Genomic DNA, 17,611 nt, shown 5'->3' with positions numbered 1-17,611 from the left:
CGAACAGCCGCATGTACCGGGCCGATCATACCTGCACAGGTATCGATTATCAGAACAATGCTGACTTCACCCGTGAAGGGTGAATGCCTGCATTCGCCAATGCACCACACCTCAACGCCGATGCGCCAACGAACGCACCATCCGGTCGCCCAGGCTTTGCACGCTCTGTACCAGAACCACCAGCACGATGACGGTGAACACCATCACCTGGTTGTTGAAGCGTTGATAGCCGTAGCGAATGGCCAAATCACCCAGCCCGCCGCCGCCAATAACCCCGGCCATGGATGAAAAACCAATCAGCATGACCAGGGTCAAGGTCACGCCCGCCACTAACGCCGGCAAGGCTTCGGGCAGCAGCACTTTGAAGATCACGTCACGCAGATCACCGCCCATGGCGAGGATCGCTTCGATGCGGCCCTTGTCGACTTCGTCCAGGGCGTTTTCGACAATTCGCGCAAAGAACGGGAACGCGCCAATGGTGATGGGCACCACCGCCGCCGTGCTGCCCAACGTGGTACCGACGATAAGCCGGGTCAGCGGGATCAAGGCGATGAGCATGACCACGAACGGCAATGAACGCCCGAGGTTGACCAGCCCGCCCAGGCTTTTATGCAATTGCGGCATCGGATAAATGCCGCCACTGCGGCTGATAAACAGCAATACCCCCAAGGGCAAGCCGATCAGCAGGGTAAACAGCCCCGCCAGCAGCACCATGTACAGGGTCTCTCCGGTGGCATTGAACACCAGTTGCAAAATCTCGTTCCAATCGATGGTTCGGTTCATGTGCGTTCTACCCTGACGCCGCGCTGTTTAAGAAAGTCCACGACCTGGGTCAACTTCAGTTCGCTGCCCGGCTGACGCAAGGCCACGCGCAAACGGCCCACATTTTGCCCGCCAACCGACTCAACCCCTTGGGCCAGTAAGTCCACTGCGACACCGTGCTGGCGAGTCAATTCGCTGAGTACTGGCGTGGCCAGCAGCGAGTCAAAAAAGCTCAGTTCCAGTACCTGGGCGTCACTGCCCAGCGCGGTGCTGTAGCCCGGTAACAAGGAGCGACCGAGTACAGAGTCGGGGTTGGCCAACAACTGAGCAATCGGCCCCGCCTCGACCAGACGACCATTGGCCAGTGAAGCCGCGTGGTCACAAATGGACTTGACCACGTCCAGCTCGTGGGTGATCAGAACGATGGTCAGCCCCAACTGGCGATTGATGTCGCGCAGCAGTTCAAGAATCGAGGCTGTGGTTTCCGGGTCGAGGGCGCTGGTTGCTTCATCAGAAAGCAGGTAAGCAGGCCGCGCGGCCAAGGCCCGGGCGATGCCCACCCGCTGCTTTTGCCCGCCGGACAACTGCGACGGGAACGCCAGTGCCTTGTCGCTCAGGCCTACCAGCTCCAACAACTCCAGCACCCGCGCCTGACGCTGCGCTTTACTGACCTTGGCTATTTCCAGAGGCACGGCGATGTTGTCAAAAACATTACGCGAGTGCAGCAGGTTGAAGCCCTGAAAGATCATGCCGATGCGTTGCCGTTGCAGGCGCAATTCACGATCTGACAACGCTGTCAGGTCTGCACCGTCCAGCACAATACGCCCGGCACTGGGCCGTTCGAGCAGGTTGAGACAGCGCAGCAGCGTCGATTTACCCGCCCCGCTACGCCCAAGAATCCCGTAGATGGCACCGTCTGGAATGCACAATGACACTTGATCCAGTGAAGGCGCCTGCCCCGGTAGGTACGTCTTGCTCAACTGCTCGATGCTGATCATGGTTGGGCACCCACCTGGGTCACGGGCAACACCGAGCCGGTGTAGGAATCGGTAATAAACGTGGCCACCTCGGGCGACGTCAGGTCCTTGGCCAGGCGCTTGATGCGCGGGTCATCCAGCAACTTGGGGGTGGTCACCAGGATATTGGCGTACGGGTTGTGCTCGACCTTTTCAAGCCCCAAGGCGTCCTTGGCCGGCACCAGCCCGGCTTCCAGCGCGTAGTTGCCATTGATCACCGCCAGATCAAGATCGCCCAGCGCCCGTGGGATCTGCGCCGACTCGACTTCGAGGATTTTCAGTTGTTTGGGATTTTCAGCAATGTCCTTGGGGGTTGCCTGCTCTGCGGCGGGGTCGTTGAAACCGGGTTTGAGCTTGATCAGGCCGTTGTCTTGCAGCAGATACAGGGCACGGCTGAGGTTGGTCACGTTATTGGGCACGGCGACGGTGCCCTTGACCGGCACATCGGCGAAGCTTTTATGGCGCTGGGAATAAATGCCCAGTGGCTCGATGTGCACGGTCGCGGCCACGGCAAATTTTTGCCCTAGGGCCTGCTCCTGAGACTTCAAATACGGCAAGTGCTGGGTGTAGTTGGCATCAACATCACCGTGGGCCAGCAGCTCGTTGGCGTTGATGCCGCTGGTGAGTTCGATCACCTTGATCTTCAGTTCCGGGTCGATTTTGCGCACGTACTCCAGAATCTGCGCATGGGGCACCGGGTCTGCCGCTATCCGCAGGGTTTCCAGTGCCAATGCATCGTAAGACGTCAGCAAGCCGCCGAGCACCGCCAGGGTCAATCCTGTTTGCTTGAACATGGTCAAAATCCTTGATCGGGTGAGGAACTCAAGCGCTCAGCGCGTCGGGAATCAGTGCATCGGCGTAATAACGTTGGGCGACATCGGGGTGCGAGCGCAGGCGACCCTTGAGGTAGTTCCAGCCCACATCCCGAAACAACGGGTTGTCCGGGTCGCTGGCAGGCCCGCGGGCCTCGCGCAACAGCGCCGCAGGCAATGGATACAGCGGTACCACGGCATCCAGTCGGGCCCCAAGGAAGAACGCGATCGATAAACGCTCGCTGCCCTGGGCCGGTGACACCACACGGTGCACGGTGGCGCGCAGATAGCCATTGGTGGCCAGCTCCAATAACTCGCCAATGTTCACCACCAGGGTGTTGGCGCGCGGCAGTGCGTCAATCCAGCGGCCCTCTTCAACCTCGACCTGCAAACCCGCTTGCTGGTCCTGCAACAGAAAACTCAGAAAGCCTGAATCCTTGTGTGCCCCAACCCCCTGGTTGCTGGCATCTGCCGCCTGGCCCGGATAGCGAATCAACTTGATGTGCTCATTGGGTGTGTCGCCGTACAACTGATCAAAGGCGTGCTCGGGCAGCGACAGCGCCTGGGCAAACGCGCGCAATAAACGCAAGGACATGGCGGTCATCGCCTGCTGCCATTCCAGCAGCAAGGGTTTCAGCTCGGGCAGCGCTTCGGGCCACTGATTGGGGCCTTGCAGACGTGCCCAGAACGGGCTGTTTGGGTCAGTGGGCAGCACCGCCCGTTCAGCGCCAAGGTCGAACTGCTCGCGCAGATCGGGCTTGCCACGGGTGATCTCGGAAGCGGCGCGGTTATAGCCGCGAAAGTGCGGGGAGTTGATCATCCCGACGGCCGCTTTATCGGCGTCGGGCAAGGCGAAGAATTGCCGTGAATGCTGTTGCACTTGGCTCAACAATTCGCTGTCGATGCCGTGCCCGGTCAAATAGAAAAAGCCAACGTCCCGTGCCGCGTTACGCAACTCCTCAAAAAAGCCCTGACGCTGCGCCACGGTGCCTTCAAGCAGCGACAAGTCGAGGACTGGCAAGGCGGTGATATCCCTTGTATGCGGCATGCTTCACTCCCATGTGAATCAATGAAGATCGCGGGCGGTGCAACTGCCCTGCGTTTCATTAAAGCTAAACGATCTTAAAAATCACCATCCAATACCTTTTTAGAATTAGCTTAGGTAAAAACTCATCTTGTCTTGCGATCTTTTAAAAGATCAAAAGATCGCGAGGCAAGCTCGCTCCTACAGAGGTTTTTTTGCCTGAACTTGTAGTGACGCTAAGTCCAAAATCGAATTAACAAATGAAAATTCATTATTTATAGAAATAAGAACAACGGATTACTGTGGAGCCAGTGAGTTGCCACTGCCCAAGAGAACTGCCCATGTCCGTATCTGCCAATGTGATTGATTTCGCCCTTTACCGAAAACGCCGTCAGGCACGTGCGGCGGCTGAGCTGATGTGGACTGCGTACGCAGCACGAGCCGGGATCGCCGTGTTTTTTGCCCCGCCGGTGAGTTCGTCCAGCGATACCCGCCGGGCGTAACGTGGATGAATTACCTGCACACCGTTCCTGATCTGCCAGAACTCCCTCCCCCCGCCAAAGACTGTAATAACGGCGACGATGACGCCATTGGCCAATGCGTCGCCCTCAACCTGCAACGCCTGCGCAGCAAGCGCTATTTGTCACTGGATGCACTGGCCCGCGCCAGCGGCGTGAGTCGGGCGATGCTGGCGCAGATTGAGTCCGGGCGCAGCGTGCCGTCGATCAAGGTGCTGTGCAAAATCGCCAAGGGGCTGAAAGTTTCGGTGGCCGCGTTTCTTGAAAACCGCGCGTTTGAAGGGGTCGAGCTGCTGCCGGCGCAACAGAGCAAACGACTGGTCAGTGCCAGTGGTGCGTTCACCAGCCGGGCGTTGTTCCCCTACGACAGGGCGCGCCAATCCGAGTTTTACGAGATTCGCCTCAAGCCATTGGGCGAAGAAGTGTCCGAGGGGCATGGCCCCGGCATTCAGGAGAACCTGGTGGTGGCCCAGGGAGTGGTAGAAGTCAGCGTTAACGAAGAACGTTATTTACTCTCTACCGGGGACTCGATCCTGTTCTATGCCGACCAGCCCCACCGCTATCGCAACCCGGCAGACAGCGAGGCCGTGGCGTTTCTGGTGATTACCTACCCGGAGCGCCTGGATTAAATGCAAAAAACCCGGACGGGGAACGTCCGGGTTTTTCACAAGCTTGCACCACCCGTAGCAGCTGACGAGCTTGGCGAGGCTGCGTCCAATTGCGCAGCGATTGCAAAGCCTGACGTTCTGGACCATTTACGACGACTGCGTCGCCGGACGTAGCCTCGCGGTGCTCGGCAACTGCTACGGGCGGGGTGTTACGGGTTGATGGGTTAGCAGGTGCAGCACATCATTGGCATGCCATTGCAGCTCATCATCATCGGCATGGCGCAGTCGTTCATCATTTTCATCATCAACATGCAGCAGTTGTTCATCATGTCCATGCTCATGCCGGGCATCGGCATCATCATGCAGGTCATGCAATCTGCTTCCATTTTGCATTCCATGACGCATTTCATCATCGGCATAGGCATGCCCATTGGCATCATCATCGGCATGTTCATGCTCGACATGCTGTTCATCATCGCCATGCCCTCTTCAGACATGCACATCATCGACATGTTGGCGCACTGCATCATCATCGGCATGCCGCAATTCATCATCATCGCCATCATTTCGGCGTTGTTTTTGAACATCGCCATGTCCATGCCCGCAGCTGGCTTCATGGTGCACTTCATGCCCTTGTCGGTCATTTCGCACTTCATGGTGGCCATCATCATCGGCATGCCCATCATCGGCATCATTGGCATGGAGGTGTTCATTGGCATTTGCATGGCGTTCATCATGTTCGAAACTCCGTAATCGACAGTCATGTAGAAATTCTGGGTTCGATTTTAGAGCGCCCCGAGGCCCGCGCAAGGTGACGGCCGAGCAGCAGAAATAGCCGTTGCACCGCCTGTTTACCCAAGCAATACAGCCTTTATCGCTGCCATTGCAGGTAAACACTTGTTGCAACTGCATTATCTGTCTGCTGCTACAGCGATACCGACGCAATAGATATTCATTCGAGGAATATCTAAAGACCTGAAAGAAATAAACGGTCTAACCAATGATCAATCAAGGCCAGACCGGTTCGCCCAGGTTGAGCATCAAGCGATTGGCCCAGGCAAAAATGGCAATAGCGTGGATCAAGTCGAGTATTTCACCGTCATTCAGGCCCTGTTCGCGCAATGCCAAGAGCCGCTCGGGCGGCAAGTCACCGGGGGCCAGGGTCAGGTCAATGGCAAACTGGACAATCGCCTGCTCCCGTGGCGTGGTGCCCGCCGTGTGCGGGTCGGCAAACACCTGGGCGATGGCGTCGTTGCGCTTGGCCAGTTGTTCGAACCGCTGGGCGTGCACCGAAGCGCAAAACACACACTGGTTGATTCGCGACACCACGGCGCTGGTCAGTTCGCGCTCGGCACGGGACAAACCGCCCGGCGCATACATGATCGCGTTGAAGGCCAATGAACGCTGACGCAGCACCTCAGGCTGGTGGATGAGCATCAGGTAGTACTGCGACACTTTCGCCTGCGGGTGACTCTCTTCCAGCACCGCCTGCTGCGCAGGGCTGGCTTGCGCCGGATCAAGAGTCGGCAGCCAGGCCTTCCAGCCCAAGGTGCGGTTGGTGAAGCCTTGAATATCCAATGACTCGCTCATTGCGCAGGCTCCAGTGCTTGCAGTGCGCTAAGGCCCGCCGCCAGGCGCACTTGGTAGGAAATAAAGGCAATCAACTGCCCCAACGTGACCACGTCGATGGTCTCAAGGCCTGCGGCCAGCAATGCATTGAGCGCCTCACGGTCACCCTCAACCGGGTTGCGCACCAACGTGCGGGTAAAGCCCAGCACCGCCTGCAAGCGCGGCGATTGCAGTTGGGTCAATGTGTCCTGCTCGACAGCCGCCAGGGTTTGCGGGTCGGTCGCCAACAGGTGCAGCGGTTCGCGGTAATGCGCGGCCAAGGGTGCATGCGGGGTCAATCGACAGGCATACCAGGCCACCAGCAAGCGCTCTTCCAGGCTGAGGTTGCCGGGCAAGTCGGCATCGAACAACGCCTCGTAACTGCCTTGCGTGGCGCTGACCACTTTGCCCCTGACCTGACGCAACTGTTGCACCGGGCCACCGGCCGTGAGTAACAACCGATCCAGCAGATCGGGTGTAGCAGAACTGTTCATTGCAACTCCTTGGATTGCGCCCGGCGTGCCGCCACGGCGTTATGCAGAAAATCCCTGACGGCCTGCCACGATTGCTCATTGGCCTGGGCATTGGCTGAAGGTTCGCCGTCGTCGCTGTAGGTGGCGGGAATGTACGGCAGCAAAATGCTGTGCCCGGCCTGCGGGTAATCGTGCTGAGCCACCGGCCACGGGTGTTCGAACCGGGCAAGGCGCTGGCTGACCATCTGCCCGAAATGGCTGGATGGCCAGGCGGCATCGTCGCCTGCGGTGAGCAACAGCACCGGCCCGCGGATGCGCTCAACGGCGATCCGTGCCCGCTCCACGGCCTCTTCGTCTTGCAGCGCGGTATTCATCGACACGGCATTGCGCTGCCCGGCATCGCGGGCGGCCCATGAGGCATGCCGATTGTGGTTCCACAGATGCACCAAAGGCTGCCCGTTTAACAGCCAGGCCGGGCCATCGCGGCCAACGGCCGGGTCTGCCGCTGCTTGCCCGCCATGCACCAGCGCACTGGGCACGTAACCGATCACCGCGCTCACCGCGTCCGGGAACAGGCTGCCCAGCAAGAGCACCAGTTCACCGCCGCGCGACTGCCCGCTGAGGGCGATAAAGTCATGGGCCGGGGCCAGTTCACGGCGCATCCATGCCAAGCCCTGCTGGAAGTACTCCAGCGGCGTATTGGAGATGTAATCCGACAGGCCCGGCGCCTTGAAGTAACCCAGCGCCAAGGCGCTGTAGCCGCGCGAGGCATACAGCGCGGCGCGGGCTTCGTTGATCCCGCCGCCAGAACCATTGAGCACCATCACGGCCGGGTGCGGGCCTGCGCCTGCGGGCTCAAACAAGGTGCCGACCAGACCGTCTTCACGAATGTCACGGCGCGTCACGCCGGGGGCAGCCAAGCGCTGGATCAGGATGTGTTCCAGGTCGCTGCCTTGCAGCTGGATGCGGGTCAGCAGCGGCTCCAGCACGGCGTCCGCAAACACCGCCGAGCTTCGCCCCTGCTCGGGCCGCTGGCTCCACAACAGGCCCATGGCCGAAACGCCGGCGTAATCGCCTGCCACCGGCGCGTCCTGCGTCAGGTCAACCCAGCCCTGGGCGTTGGCGATAAACGTCGCCGAACTGCGCCAGAGCAGCCCGTTGCCGCGCACGGTCTGGCTGGTCAAGGTTACCCGTGCGCCCGCTGCCAAGCCTTCCAGGACAATCTGCCGGGGCTCATCGAGCAAGCCGTCGGCCGGGGTGATATGCAGGTGCGCCATTACTTTTTTTCCTCGGTAACCATCATCGCCGTGGTCCGGTCACTGAGCCATGGCTCGACCCGCAGCCCTTTACGCGCCGCCCAGATGTTCTGGTAATGAAACAGCGGCAACACGCCCACGTCGTCGGTCACAAGCTTGACTGACTCGCGCAAAATGGCCTCGCGCTTGCTGTCGTCAAACTCGGCCGAGGCCTGTTGCAACGCCTGATCCACCAGCGGGTTGCTGTAGCGCCCCCAGTTCGATGAGCCCAGGCCTTTGTTGGCGTCAGCCGTGGCCAGCACGTTGGCCAGCCCGTAACTGGCCTCGCCGGTGCCGTTGCCCCAGGCGATCACTGTGACGGCGTATTCGTTTTTGTTGGCGCGGCTGGCGTAGACCGACCACGGCACCACTTGCAGATCAACCTTGACCCCGATGCGCGCCCAGAACTGCGCCACGGCTTGCAGGGTTTCCGGGGCCAGCGGGTAGCGATCACCCGGCACGTGCACGGTCAGTTGGAAGCCGTCGGGGTAGCCCGCCTCGGCCAGCAGTTTTTTTGCCTGCGCCGGGTCATTGGCGATGTCTGTGACCGCCGGGTTGTAGCCGAAGGTGTTGGCCGGCATCCACTGGTTGGCCGGGGTCACGGTGTTTTGCAAGATGCGCTCAGCGATTGCCTTGCGGTTGATGGCCAGCGACAGCGCCTGGCGGACCCGCACATCACGCAGCGGATTTTGCGCCAGCGGCTTGCCCGCATTGTCGCGAATGAATTCGTTGGGGCCCGGACGGAAGCTCGGCTGAATCAGCAACGCGCGCAAGCCGGGGTAGGCAAAGACGCTGACACTCGGGGTGGCGCTGAGTTTTTTCACGTCCGAGGGCGACACCTTGTCGATCACGTCCACGTCCCCCGCCAGCAAGGCGGCCGTGCGGCTGGCCGGGTTGGCGATGTAACGGTAATCAACCGTGTCCCACGTTGCAGGCTTGCCCCAGTAGCCGGTGTTGCGTTCAAACAGGGTACGGTCGCCTTGGGCATTGGAGACCAGCCGATACGGCCCGGTGCCGACCATCGCCTTGCCGCTGTTGTAGTCGGCTGTGCTGGACTGTTCACCGACATGCCGGCTGACGATGTAAATCGAGTCGATGTTTTGCAACAGCAATGGATTGGGTTCAGACGTCTTGACCCGCAAGGTGTAAGGGTCAGGGGCGCTTACCGACTCGACCGTGCGCAGCGAACTTGAATACGGCGCCACACTGCCGGGAACGTTACGCGCCCGTTGCAGGGAATACACCAGGTCATCGGCGGTCAGCGGCTGGCCATCCTGCCATTTGACGTCCTTGCGCAGGTAAAACTCCCACGTGGTGGCATCCACGGTTTTCCAGCTTTCAGCCAGCCCCGGCAGGGTCTTGTCATCGCGACGTTCCAGCAACGACTCAAACACATGCAGCGCCAGCGAACGGTCACCGGCGTGGTTGTTCAATTGCGGATCCAGCGACGACACCGGATCGGCGTAAGCGATGCGCAGGGATTGGGAATTGGCCCCCGCCGCGCCGGTCAACAGTGCAGCGGTCAGTAACGTAAGCAGCAGCGGTTTCATGGCAGGTATCCGAAGGTTCAAGAAACAAGGTTGAGATGGCAGGCGCTGAGGTGCCCCGGCGACACTTCACGCAGCGTCGGCGCCTGTTCGCGGCAACGTTGGCTGGCGTGCGGGCAGCGCGGGTGAAAGTGGCAACCGGACGGCGGATTCAGCGGGCTGGGCATTTCGCCGCGAATGGCCTGGTACTGGCTGCGGCGCAGCTCGAAACGCGGGATCTGCGCCAGCAATGCCTGGGTGTACGGGTGGTTGGCGCGGCTGAACAGTTCATCCACCGTGGCCGACTCCACCACCCGCCCCAGGTACATCACCACCACCCGGTCACACAGGTGCTCGACCACGCCCAGGTCATGGCTGATAAACAGGTAAGTCAGGCCCAGTTGCTCGCGCAGGTCCATAAACAGGTTGAGGATCTGCGCCTGAATCGACACGTCCAGCGCCGCCACCGACTCATCGCACACCAGCAACTCAGGCTGCACCGCCAGGGCCCGGGCAATGCCGATGCGCTGGCGCTGGCCGCCACTGAATTGATGCGGATAGCGCTGACGCAGCTCCGGGCTTAACCCGGCACGGCGCAGTTGCGCACTGACGTAGTCGTCAAAATCGCTGCGACTGGTCAGGCCCTGGCGCAAGGCGCCCTCACCGACAATGCGGTCAACCCGCAAGCGTGGATTGAGGCTGGCGTAAGGGTCCTGAAAGATCATTTGCACCTTGAGCCGCGCACCTGCACTCAAGGACTCATAGGGCTGCCCCTCGACATTGACGCTGCCGCTGGACGCTGGCAGCAGGCCCGCGACCATGCGCCCCAAGGTCGACTTGCCGCAGCCGGACTCACCCACCAGCCCCACCACTTCGCCACGGGCGATGCGCAGGTCGACGTTGTCCACGGCGCGGGTCAAGGGCCGTGGCTGGCTCAAGCCCAAGCGTTGCAGCAGGCCACCAGGTGCCTGACCAAATTGCTTGCTGACCTGGCGAAGTTCGATCAAAGGCACGGATTCATTGGCCATGGGCAGCTCCAGCTTCATAGACGGCGGGATGAAAGCAGCGCAGGCTGCGCCCCGGTTCAATTTCAACGGCGGGCGGCAATTCACTGCACGCGCTGCTGGCCCGGCTGCAACGCTGGGCAAAGGCGCAACCAGCGGGCATCGACAACAGGTTGGGGGCCATGCCGGGGATCTGCCGCAGGCGTTGCCCACGCTGATTACGGCTTGGCAGGCTGTCGATCAGGCCTTGGGTGTACGGGTGCAGCGGGCGGTCGAGCACCGCATCGACACTGCCCTGCTCGACAATGCGCCCGGCGTACATCACCGCCACTTGATCGGCCAGCCCAGCCACCACCGACAGGTCATGGGTAATCCAGATCAGCGACGTGCCCTGCTCACGTACCAGCTTCTGCACCTCGCCCAGGATCTGCGCCTGAATGGTGACATCCAGCGCCGTGGTCGGCTCGTCGGCGATGATCAGGTCCGGGCGGTGCAGCAAGGCAATCGCAATGGCGACCCGCTGGCGCATGCCGCCAGACAACTGATGCGGGTAGGCGCGCAGGCGTTCTTCGGGGCTGGCGATGCCCATCGACGCCAAGGTGTCACAGGCGTGCTGGCGCGCCTCGCGACGGCTCATCGGGCTGTGCGCGCGCACCGCCTCGATCATTTGTGCATCGATGCGCAGCACCGGGTTGAGGGTCATCATCGGGTCTTGAAAAATCATGGCGATCCGATTGCCCTGCAAATGGCGCAGCTCTTTGGCTGATAACCGGGTCAGGTCGCGGCCCTGAAAGATAATCTCTCCGCCGCTGATTCGCCCCGGCGCATCCACCAGCCCGAGGATCGAAAAACCGGTCACCGACTTGCCCGAACCTGACTCACCCACCAGGCCCAGAATCTGCCCCGGCTGCAAGCGCAAGGAGACCTCACGCACGGCGGGCAGCACGCCGTCACGGGTATGGAAAGAGGTCGACAGGTTGCGCACTTCAAGGGTCGCAGGCCGTACGTCTTGCGGGAATGCATTCATCGTTGCAGCCTCGGGTTGAGTACATCACGCAGACGGTCGCCCACCAGATTGATCGCGACGATGGTCAACAGCAGCGCAAGGCCGGGGAACACGCTGATCCAGTATTCGTCGCCGAGCATGAATTGAAAGCCGTTGGCAATCAGCAAGCCCAGCGACGGCTCGGTGATCGGCACACCGAGGCCGAGAAACGACAGGGTCGCTTCCAGGGTGATGGCGCGGGCGATCTGCAAGGCGCCGATCACAATCAGCGGCGGCAGGCAGTTGGGCAGAATGTGCCCCACCAGAATCCGCCAGCGGCTGATGCCCTGCCCGCGTGCGGCCTCGACGTATTCGCGGCGGCTTTCGACCAGCGCCTGGCCCCGCGCCGTGCGGGCGTAATAGGCCCACTCCAGCAGCACCAGGGTCAGCATCACGTTGCCCACGCCCTTGCCCAGCCAGGCGAGGATCATCAGCGCCATGAGAATCCCCGGAAACGACAGCAGCAGGTCCACCAGACGCATAACTAACCCGTCGACCCAACCACCTGCATACGCCGAAATCAGCCCCAGCAACGTCCCGATCACGGCCGCGATCAAGGCCGAGCCCACGCCCACCAGCAAGCTGATGCGCAAGCCATAAACAATCGCCGAATACAGGTCGCGGCCCTGCCCGTCCGTGCCCAGCCAATAGGTGTAAGCCCCCTCGGCGCTGTGCGCTCCGGGCGCCAAGCGCGCATCGAGAACGTCCAGTTGCATCAGGTCATAAGGGTTTTGCGGGGTGATCCAGGGCGCAAACAGCGCGGCCAGGGTGATCGACAGCAAAATCAGCAGGCCGACCATCGCCAAAGGCGAGCGGATAAAATCCAGCGCACCGCGTTGCCACAACGATTCGACGCGCAACACGCGCGGCGGGTTTTGCAGGGCGGTCATTGCGCACCTTCCAGACGGACACGCGGGTCCAGCACGCGATACAACACATCCACCAGCAGATTGAGGCTCACAAAAATCACCACTACGACCAGCAGGTACGCCACCACCACCGGCCGGTCGAGGTTGTTGATGCTGTCCAGAATCAGCTTGCCGGCACCGGGCCAGGCAAAGATGGTTTCGGTGACCACCGCATAGGCGATGGTCGAGCCCAACTCCAGCCCCAGCACGGTGACCAGCGGGATCAAGGTATTGCGCAGCACGTGCATCACAATCACCCGCTTGGGCGACAAGCCTTTGGCCCGGGCGAATTTGACGAAGTCCTGGGGGAGGATTTCACGCACCCCGGCGCGGGTCAGGCGCAGCACCAGCGAGACTTTGAACAGCGCCAGGTTCAACGCGGGCAGCAACAAATGCTGCCAGCCATTGAGGGTCAGCCATGACCACTGAATGCCAAACAATTCCCGCGTCTCGCCACGGCCACTGGCGGGCAACCAGCCCAGGTGCACCGAGAACAGCAGAATCAGCATCAAGGCGACCCAGAAAGCCGGCAGCGAAAACCCGATAATGCTGCCCGCCATCATCAGCCGCGCCGCCTTGCTATCCGGGTACAACCCGGCAAACAGGCCCAGCGGCACGCCGATGACGATGGCCATCAACAAGGCGCTGAACGCCAGTTCGAAGGTCGCGGGCAGGCGCTGCACAATCAGTTGCAGGGCGTCTTCGTGATAGACATAACTCTTGCCCAGATGCCCGTGCACAATCCCGCTGAGAAAATTCAGGTATTGCTGCCACAGCGGCTGATCCAGGCCCAGCCGGGCAATCGCTTGCAAGCGCTCGGCCTGATTGAGGTCTTCACCGATCAGAATGTCCACCGGGTTGCCGATGGCATTGAGCCCGACGAACACAATCAGGGTCATCAGCAGCATCACCAGCAAGGCTTGCCCCAGCCGCCGCAACAACCATCCGGTCATGTGCGCAACTCCTCGGCGCGCAGGATGCCCGGCTGCCATTCATCGCCCTTCAATTCCGGCTCGGCATAGGCTTGCATCGCCTCGAAATGCAGTTCGATATCGTCGTTGAACAATTGCCCGGCCAACCCTTGAGCCATGCGCTTGGCGCCTTCGCTGATGGCCGGAATATCACCGGACACACCGCCGTAAGTCAGCGCTGCCGGGTAACTGAAGCAATGCACGCGGTCTAGCCCCGGGCAGGAGCCAGGCACACGTTCGAGAAATTCGAATAACGGCCCCAGGTCGGGCAACTGCGACAACTCATTATCTTCTTGCCCGGCCGGTGCGCTGTAACGGTCGCTCCACAGTTTGATGTGCGGGGCAAACGGCGAGAACTCCGGGCGCAGAGCCCAGTTGCTGCGAAAGCCGGTGGCAAACACCAGAAAGTCGTAGTGCAAATGGGCGGTCGGCGTCTGTAGCAAAAGGCTGCCATCGGCGTGCACCGCCACCGATTCAACCGGGCTGCCCAGCAAGAACCGCGCGTTGGCGTGCCGCGACACGCGCAACGTACTGCCCTGCGGCGGCGGCACTTGTTGCAGGTTGAGGTAGTGGCGGATGCTCCATTTCCAGTCATCCGGCAGGCGCCAGTAACCGTGGGTCATGCCCGGGCTACCGGCACCTTTGCCCTTGTTGATACGGGGTAAATCCTTACGCCGGACCAGCACGTCCACCGACCGGGCGCCCGCCTCCAGCGCAGTACCGGCAGCGTCCATGGCCGAGGCGCCGCCGCCGATCACCGCCACGCGCTTGCCGACAAACCAGTGGTCCTGCAAACCGTCAGCCGAGTGCGCCCAGTATTCACGGGGCAGCGCGTCAGCCACTTCTGGTACCCAAGGCCCGCCCAAACCATCGCGACCGGTGGCTAGCACCACGTGCCGGGCCGAGACGTTAAGGGCTTGCCCGTCGGCATCAATACTCAGTTCGACGCAGCCGTCCGCCCTCGGTTGCACCCGTGTCACGCGGTGGCGGTTACGCACATCCAGGCGTAGCACATGCCGATACCAGCGCAAATACTCAGCCCATTGCAGGCGCGGAATCTTGTCCAGTTGCTCCCACGCGGCCAGGCCGAACTGGGCTTCAAACCAGGCCCGAAAGGTCAAGGCTGGCAAACCCAATGCAGGGCCGCTCAATTGCTTGGGCGAGCGCAGGGTCTGCATGCGTGCCGTGGTCGCCCACGGCCCTTCAAAGCCTTCTTCGGACTGGTCGAACACCACCGCCTTCACCCCCAGATGACGCAACTCGGTTGCCAGCGCCAACCCGGCCATCCCCCCGCCAATCACGGCCACTTCAAGCAGCAACTGGCCTTCTTGATGACGAGGTTTGACCCACGGCTGAGCCGGTAAATCGAGCCACTGCAAATCCTCGCGCAGGCGCGCTTCGAGGGCTGGCAGGCCAATGGGAGCTGTGGTGTGGGGCATTGTCGGTATCTCTATTAAAGTCATGAACGCTTCGCAGGATCTGCCGCAGACTGCGGCAGATCCTGCGAAGGGCGGGCCAGGCGTTGGCCCCGGGTTTAAAAATCGATGTTCAGACGGCCGTAGTAAAACGCCCCGTAAGAGCCAAACGGCGAGATCGACGAGTAGTACGAGCCACCGGAGACATCAATGATCTGGTGCTTGTCCGGGTACACGTTGAACACGTTGTCGGCCCCCACAGACACGGTGATGTTGTCGGTCAGGGCGTAGTTCACGTCGACATCGGTGATCCACTTGGCGCTGAAGGTTTCGTCAATGCCGCTGGTGCCGCTGCCCAGGCGCTTGACCTTGCCGTAACGGGTGCTGCGCAGGCCAATGTCCCAGTCGCTGACTTGCCAGTTCACACCGACGATGTACTTGCTCTTGGGCACCAGGTCAGTCACACCGCCCAGCTCCGTGCGCTCAAAACGCGACAGGCCGAGGCTTTGCAACTGGCCGGGATTGGCCTTGAGGTCGGTAATGGTGGCTTTGTTCCAGTTCGCCCCCAGGTTCCAGCGCAAACGTCCGTAACGGTCCAGGTGCTGGGTGTAGTCGGCCACCAGATCCAGGCCCTTGGTGCGGGTGTCAAAGGCGTTGGCGTAGTACTGCACCTGCTGCACATGGGAAAAACCATTGGCCGCGAGGATCTTGTCGACTGCCGGGCCCGACAGCGGGCTGATCAGTGCAATACGGTCTTGCAGGTCAATCAGGTAGGCATCCAATGCGATGTTGAGGTTCTGCACCGGGCTCCAGGTCAGGCCCGCCGAGATGCTTTCAGACTTCACCGGATCCAGGTCTTCAGCGCCCAACGCCCGGCCAATCGCCGAGTTGGGTTGCACACGCTTGATCATGATGTCCTGGGTTTCATTGCCCACGGTGCGACGGCCCAAGCCGGTCTTGGCGTAGCCCTGTTGCACCATCGACGGCGCAACAAAACCGGTGCTGATGGCACCTCGTGCAGCCAGCTCCGGGGTAAAGGCATAACGGGTCGACAGCTTGCCGGTCCAGGTATTGCCCGAGCTGTCGGTGTAATGTTCAAAACGCCCCGCGGCGCCGACAAACCACTTGTCCGTCACATCCAGCCCCAGGTCGACATAAGCGGCCGAGTTGCTGCGACGCAGATTGACTTCGTCCTCGGGCAGCAGCAAATAATTGCCCAGCGCACCGATGGCCGACAACTGCCCCGCCCGCGGGTGGCCTTGCGGGTAACGGTAACCGCCGTTGGCATAAGAGTCGGCGTCCCCGGACTCTGTGCGGTACTGCTCGAAACGGTATTCGAGGCCGGTGGCAAAGTTCAGCGGGTTGCGCGTGCCGATGTCCAGCTTGCGGTTGAGGTCCAGGTTGGTCGTCCACTGGGTGAACGTGTTGGTCTGCAGGTCAAAGTGCCGCGGGCTGTCCGGCCCCAACGACGGGTTGAGGTTGTTTTTGGTGCTTTGCTTCTGCCGGTTCGAGCCGTATGAGGTGCTCAAGTCCCAGCCCCAGCCCGCCAAATCATCGCCACGGGCACCGAACACGCTTTGGTAGTCAAAGCTGTCAAAGGTGAAATCCGGGGCCACGCCGTCCGGGTACAGCTCGTTGATGATGGTGTTGCCGTTGGGGCGACGATAAGCGATAGACACCAGCGCATCCTGCTGGCCGACCGTGCTGAAGGAGTACAGCGAGATCGAATCGTTAAGCGGCAACTCGGCGTTGTACGACACGTTGAGCTGCTCGATCTCCGGCAGGCCACCGCCATAGGTGCGCTTGTCGATGGTGTTTTCACGCGGGTCAGGCTGGCCATTCACCGGGTAGTAAAAACTGCCGGTGGCCACCCCGGAACGCTTGGTGCTGTCCTGCTTTTTGGCATCCAGGGCGAAGTTGAAAAAGCCGTCATTGGGCAGCGGCAAACCGATATCGAAGGTCTGCTGATAGGTCTCACCGTTGGAGCCCACCCCGCTGTGATAATGCGAACGACGCCCGGCCATGGTGCTGGCGCTGCCGCCGCTGCTGTTGGACTTGAGGATGATATTGATCACCCCGGCGATGGCATCCGAACCGTATTGCGCTGCCGCACCGTCGCGCAGCACTTCCACGCGGTCGATGGCGCTGATGGGGATCAGATCCAGATCGGCCGGGTTCCAGCCTTCGGACAGCACCGAGTTTTCCGAGGCAACTGAACCGCCATGGCGGCGCTTGCCATTGACCAGCACCAGCACATAGCCGCCACCCAGGCCGCGCAAACCGGCCGAACGGGCCACGTTGCTGTAGGCGCCGCCGGTCACCTTGGCCACGTTGAACGAAGGCAGGGTTTGCGCCAGGGCATCGCGCAAACTGGTACTCGCACCTTGCTTGAGCAGTTCCTGGCCGCTGATCACATCGATCGGCACGGCACTTTCAGCCACCGTGCGCTGAGTACCGCGGTTACCGACCGAAACCACGGTTTGCATGACCGGCTCCGTTTTAGCGTGAGCCTTGTCGTCATCTTCTTGTGCCGCTACCGGTCCACTGACCAGGCACAGGCCGGTCAGCGCGAGGGCTGCCGGGGTAAAAAGTGAAGCCGATGAAGCGCCGGATTGCATATGCAAAC

At 61.2% G+C, this 17,611-nt stretch carries 17 protein-coding genes; 3 read left to right on the top strand and 14 right to left on the bottom strand.

All coding sequences use genetic code 11. From position 1 onward, the window contains the following. Positions 1–111: 111 nt before the first annotated feature. From TU84_RS21440 to TU84_RS21425, 4 genes are read right to left on the bottom strand one after another with little or no spacing between them, the layout of a single operon-like run. Entirely contained in the window at positions 112–783 is a 672-nt protein-coding gene (locus TU84_RS21440; RefSeq protein WP_048372669.1) for a methionine ABC transporter permease, read from the bottom strand. Next, positions 780–1,760 carry a methionine ABC transporter ATP-binding protein gene (locus tag TU84_RS21435; protein ID WP_048372667.1) on the bottom strand — a complete coding sequence of 327 codons (981 nt, stop codon included), beginning with the start codon at positions 1,758–1,760 and terminating at the stop codon, positions 780–782. Before TU84_RS21435 ends, TU84_RS21440 begins: the two co-directional genes overlap by 4 nt. Beyond that, positions 1,757–2,572, bottom strand: a complete 816-nt coding sequence (locus tag TU84_RS21430) for a MetQ/NlpA family ABC transporter substrate-binding protein (protein ID WP_048372665.1) — start codon at positions 2,570–2,572, stop codon at positions 1,757–1,759. The genes TU84_RS21435 and TU84_RS21430 overlap by 4 nt, the downstream gene beginning before the upstream one ends. A gap of 28 nt (positions 2,573–2,600) precedes the next feature. Next, a complete protein-coding gene (locus TU84_RS21425) occupies positions 2,601–3,638 on the bottom strand; it encodes an isopenicillin N synthase family dioxygenase (RefSeq protein WP_048372663.1) in 1,038 nt (345 codons plus the stop codon). Positions 3,639–3,955: 317 nt separating this feature from the next. Here TU84_RS21425 and TU84_RS26330 point away from each other — a divergent pair, with 317 nt between their 5' ends. The 3 genes from TU84_RS26330 to TU84_RS26685 all read left to right on the top strand — a co-directional run bounded on the left by TU84_RS26330 (position 3,956) and on the right by TU84_RS26685 (position 5,493). Beyond that, positions 3,956–4,117: a hypothetical protein gene (locus TU84_RS26330; RefSeq protein ID WP_164488153.1), complete on the top strand. Its 162-nt coding sequence runs from the start codon at positions 3,956–3,958 to the stop codon at positions 4,115–4,117. Between the two features lie 5 nt (positions 4,118–4,122). After that, the gene (locus TU84_RS21420; RefSeq protein WP_088500284.1) at positions 4,123–4,761 is read left to right on the top strand and encodes a helix-turn-helix domain-containing protein; all 639 of its coding nucleotides are present in this window, start codon (positions 4,123–4,125) and stop codon (positions 4,759–4,761) included. A 210-nt stretch (positions 4,762–4,971) separates the two neighbouring features. Continuing rightward, positions 4,972–5,493, top strand: a complete 522-nt coding sequence (locus TU84_RS26685) for a hypothetical protein (protein WP_048372661.1) — start codon at positions 4,972–4,974, stop codon at positions 5,491–5,493. 255 nt (positions 5,494–5,748) lie between these two features. On the opposite strand, the gene TU84_RS21410 is transcribed toward TU84_RS26685, so the two are convergent. The 10 genes from TU84_RS21410 to TU84_RS21365 all read right to left on the bottom strand — a co-directional run bounded on the left by TU84_RS21410 (position 5,749) and on the right by TU84_RS21365 (position 17,603). Beyond that, positions 5,749–6,330 (bottom strand): peroxidase-related enzyme, encoded by a 582-nt coding sequence (locus TU84_RS21410; RefSeq protein WP_048372659.1) that lies wholly within the window; start codon positions 6,328–6,330, stop codon positions 5,749–5,751. Continuing rightward, positions 6,327–6,842 carry a CMD domain protein gene (locus TU84_RS26385; RefSeq protein ID WP_048372657.1) on the bottom strand — a complete coding sequence of 172 codons (516 nt, stop codon included), beginning with the start codon at positions 6,840–6,842 and terminating at the stop codon, positions 6,327–6,329. The genes TU84_RS21410 and TU84_RS26385 overlap by 4 nt, the downstream gene beginning before the upstream one ends. Then, on the bottom strand, positions 6,839–8,098 hold the full coding sequence (locus tag TU84_RS21400; RefSeq protein ID WP_048372654.1) for an acyl-CoA thioesterase/bile acid-CoA:amino acid N-acyltransferase family protein: 1,260 nt from the start codon (positions 8,096–8,098) through the stop codon (positions 6,839–6,841). The genes TU84_RS26385 and TU84_RS21400 overlap by 4 nt, the downstream gene beginning before the upstream one ends. Beyond that, positions 8,098–9,666, bottom strand: coding sequence for an ABC transporter substrate-binding protein (locus tag TU84_RS21395; protein ID WP_048372653.1), 1,569 nt, complete (start codon positions 9,664–9,666; stop codon positions 8,098–8,100). Before TU84_RS21395 ends, TU84_RS21400 begins: the two co-directional genes overlap by 1 nt. Positions 9,667–9,683: 17 nt before the next feature. After that, positions 9,684–10,670 (bottom strand): ABC transporter ATP-binding protein, encoded by a 987-nt coding sequence (locus tag TU84_RS21390; protein WP_048372650.1) that lies wholly within the window; start codon positions 10,668–10,670, stop codon positions 9,684–9,686. After that, positions 10,660–11,673 (bottom strand): ABC transporter ATP-binding protein, encoded by a 1,014-nt coding sequence (locus TU84_RS21385; RefSeq protein ID WP_048372649.1) that lies wholly within the window; start codon positions 11,671–11,673, stop codon positions 10,660–10,662. Before TU84_RS21385 ends, TU84_RS21390 begins: the two co-directional genes overlap by 11 nt. Continuing rightward, positions 11,670–12,581 (bottom strand): ABC transporter permease, encoded by a 912-nt coding sequence (locus tag TU84_RS21380; RefSeq protein ID WP_048372647.1) that lies wholly within the window; start codon positions 12,579–12,581, stop codon positions 11,670–11,672. The genes TU84_RS21385 and TU84_RS21380 overlap by 4 nt, the downstream gene beginning before the upstream one ends. Next, positions 12,578–13,552, bottom strand: coding sequence for an ABC transporter permease (locus TU84_RS21375; protein WP_048372645.1), 975 nt, complete (start codon positions 13,550–13,552; stop codon positions 12,578–12,580). The genes TU84_RS21380 and TU84_RS21375 overlap by 4 nt, the downstream gene beginning before the upstream one ends. Next, the gene (locus TU84_RS21370; RefSeq protein ID WP_048372644.1) at positions 13,549–15,009 is read right to left on the bottom strand and encodes an FAD-dependent oxidoreductase; all 1,461 of its coding nucleotides are present in this window, start codon (positions 15,007–15,009) and stop codon (positions 13,549–13,551) included. Before TU84_RS21370 ends, TU84_RS21375 begins: the two co-directional genes overlap by 4 nt. 95 nt (positions 15,010–15,104) lie before the next feature. Further along, positions 15,105–17,603, bottom strand: coding sequence for a TonB-dependent receptor plug domain-containing protein (locus tag TU84_RS21365; protein ID WP_053225287.1), 2,499 nt, complete (start codon positions 17,601–17,603; stop codon positions 15,105–15,107). Positions 17,604–17,611 lie beyond the last annotated feature (8 nt).

Origin of the sequence: Pseudomonas helleri (assembly GCF_001043025.1) — a bacterium.
Taxonomy (GTDB): domain Bacteria; phylum Pseudomonadota; class Gammaproteobacteria; order Pseudomonadales; family Pseudomonadaceae; genus Aquipseudomonas; species Aquipseudomonas helleri.
The sequence above is the reverse complement of the archived record's forward strand: the minus strand, read 5'-3'. Positions and strand labels throughout refer to the sequence as shown.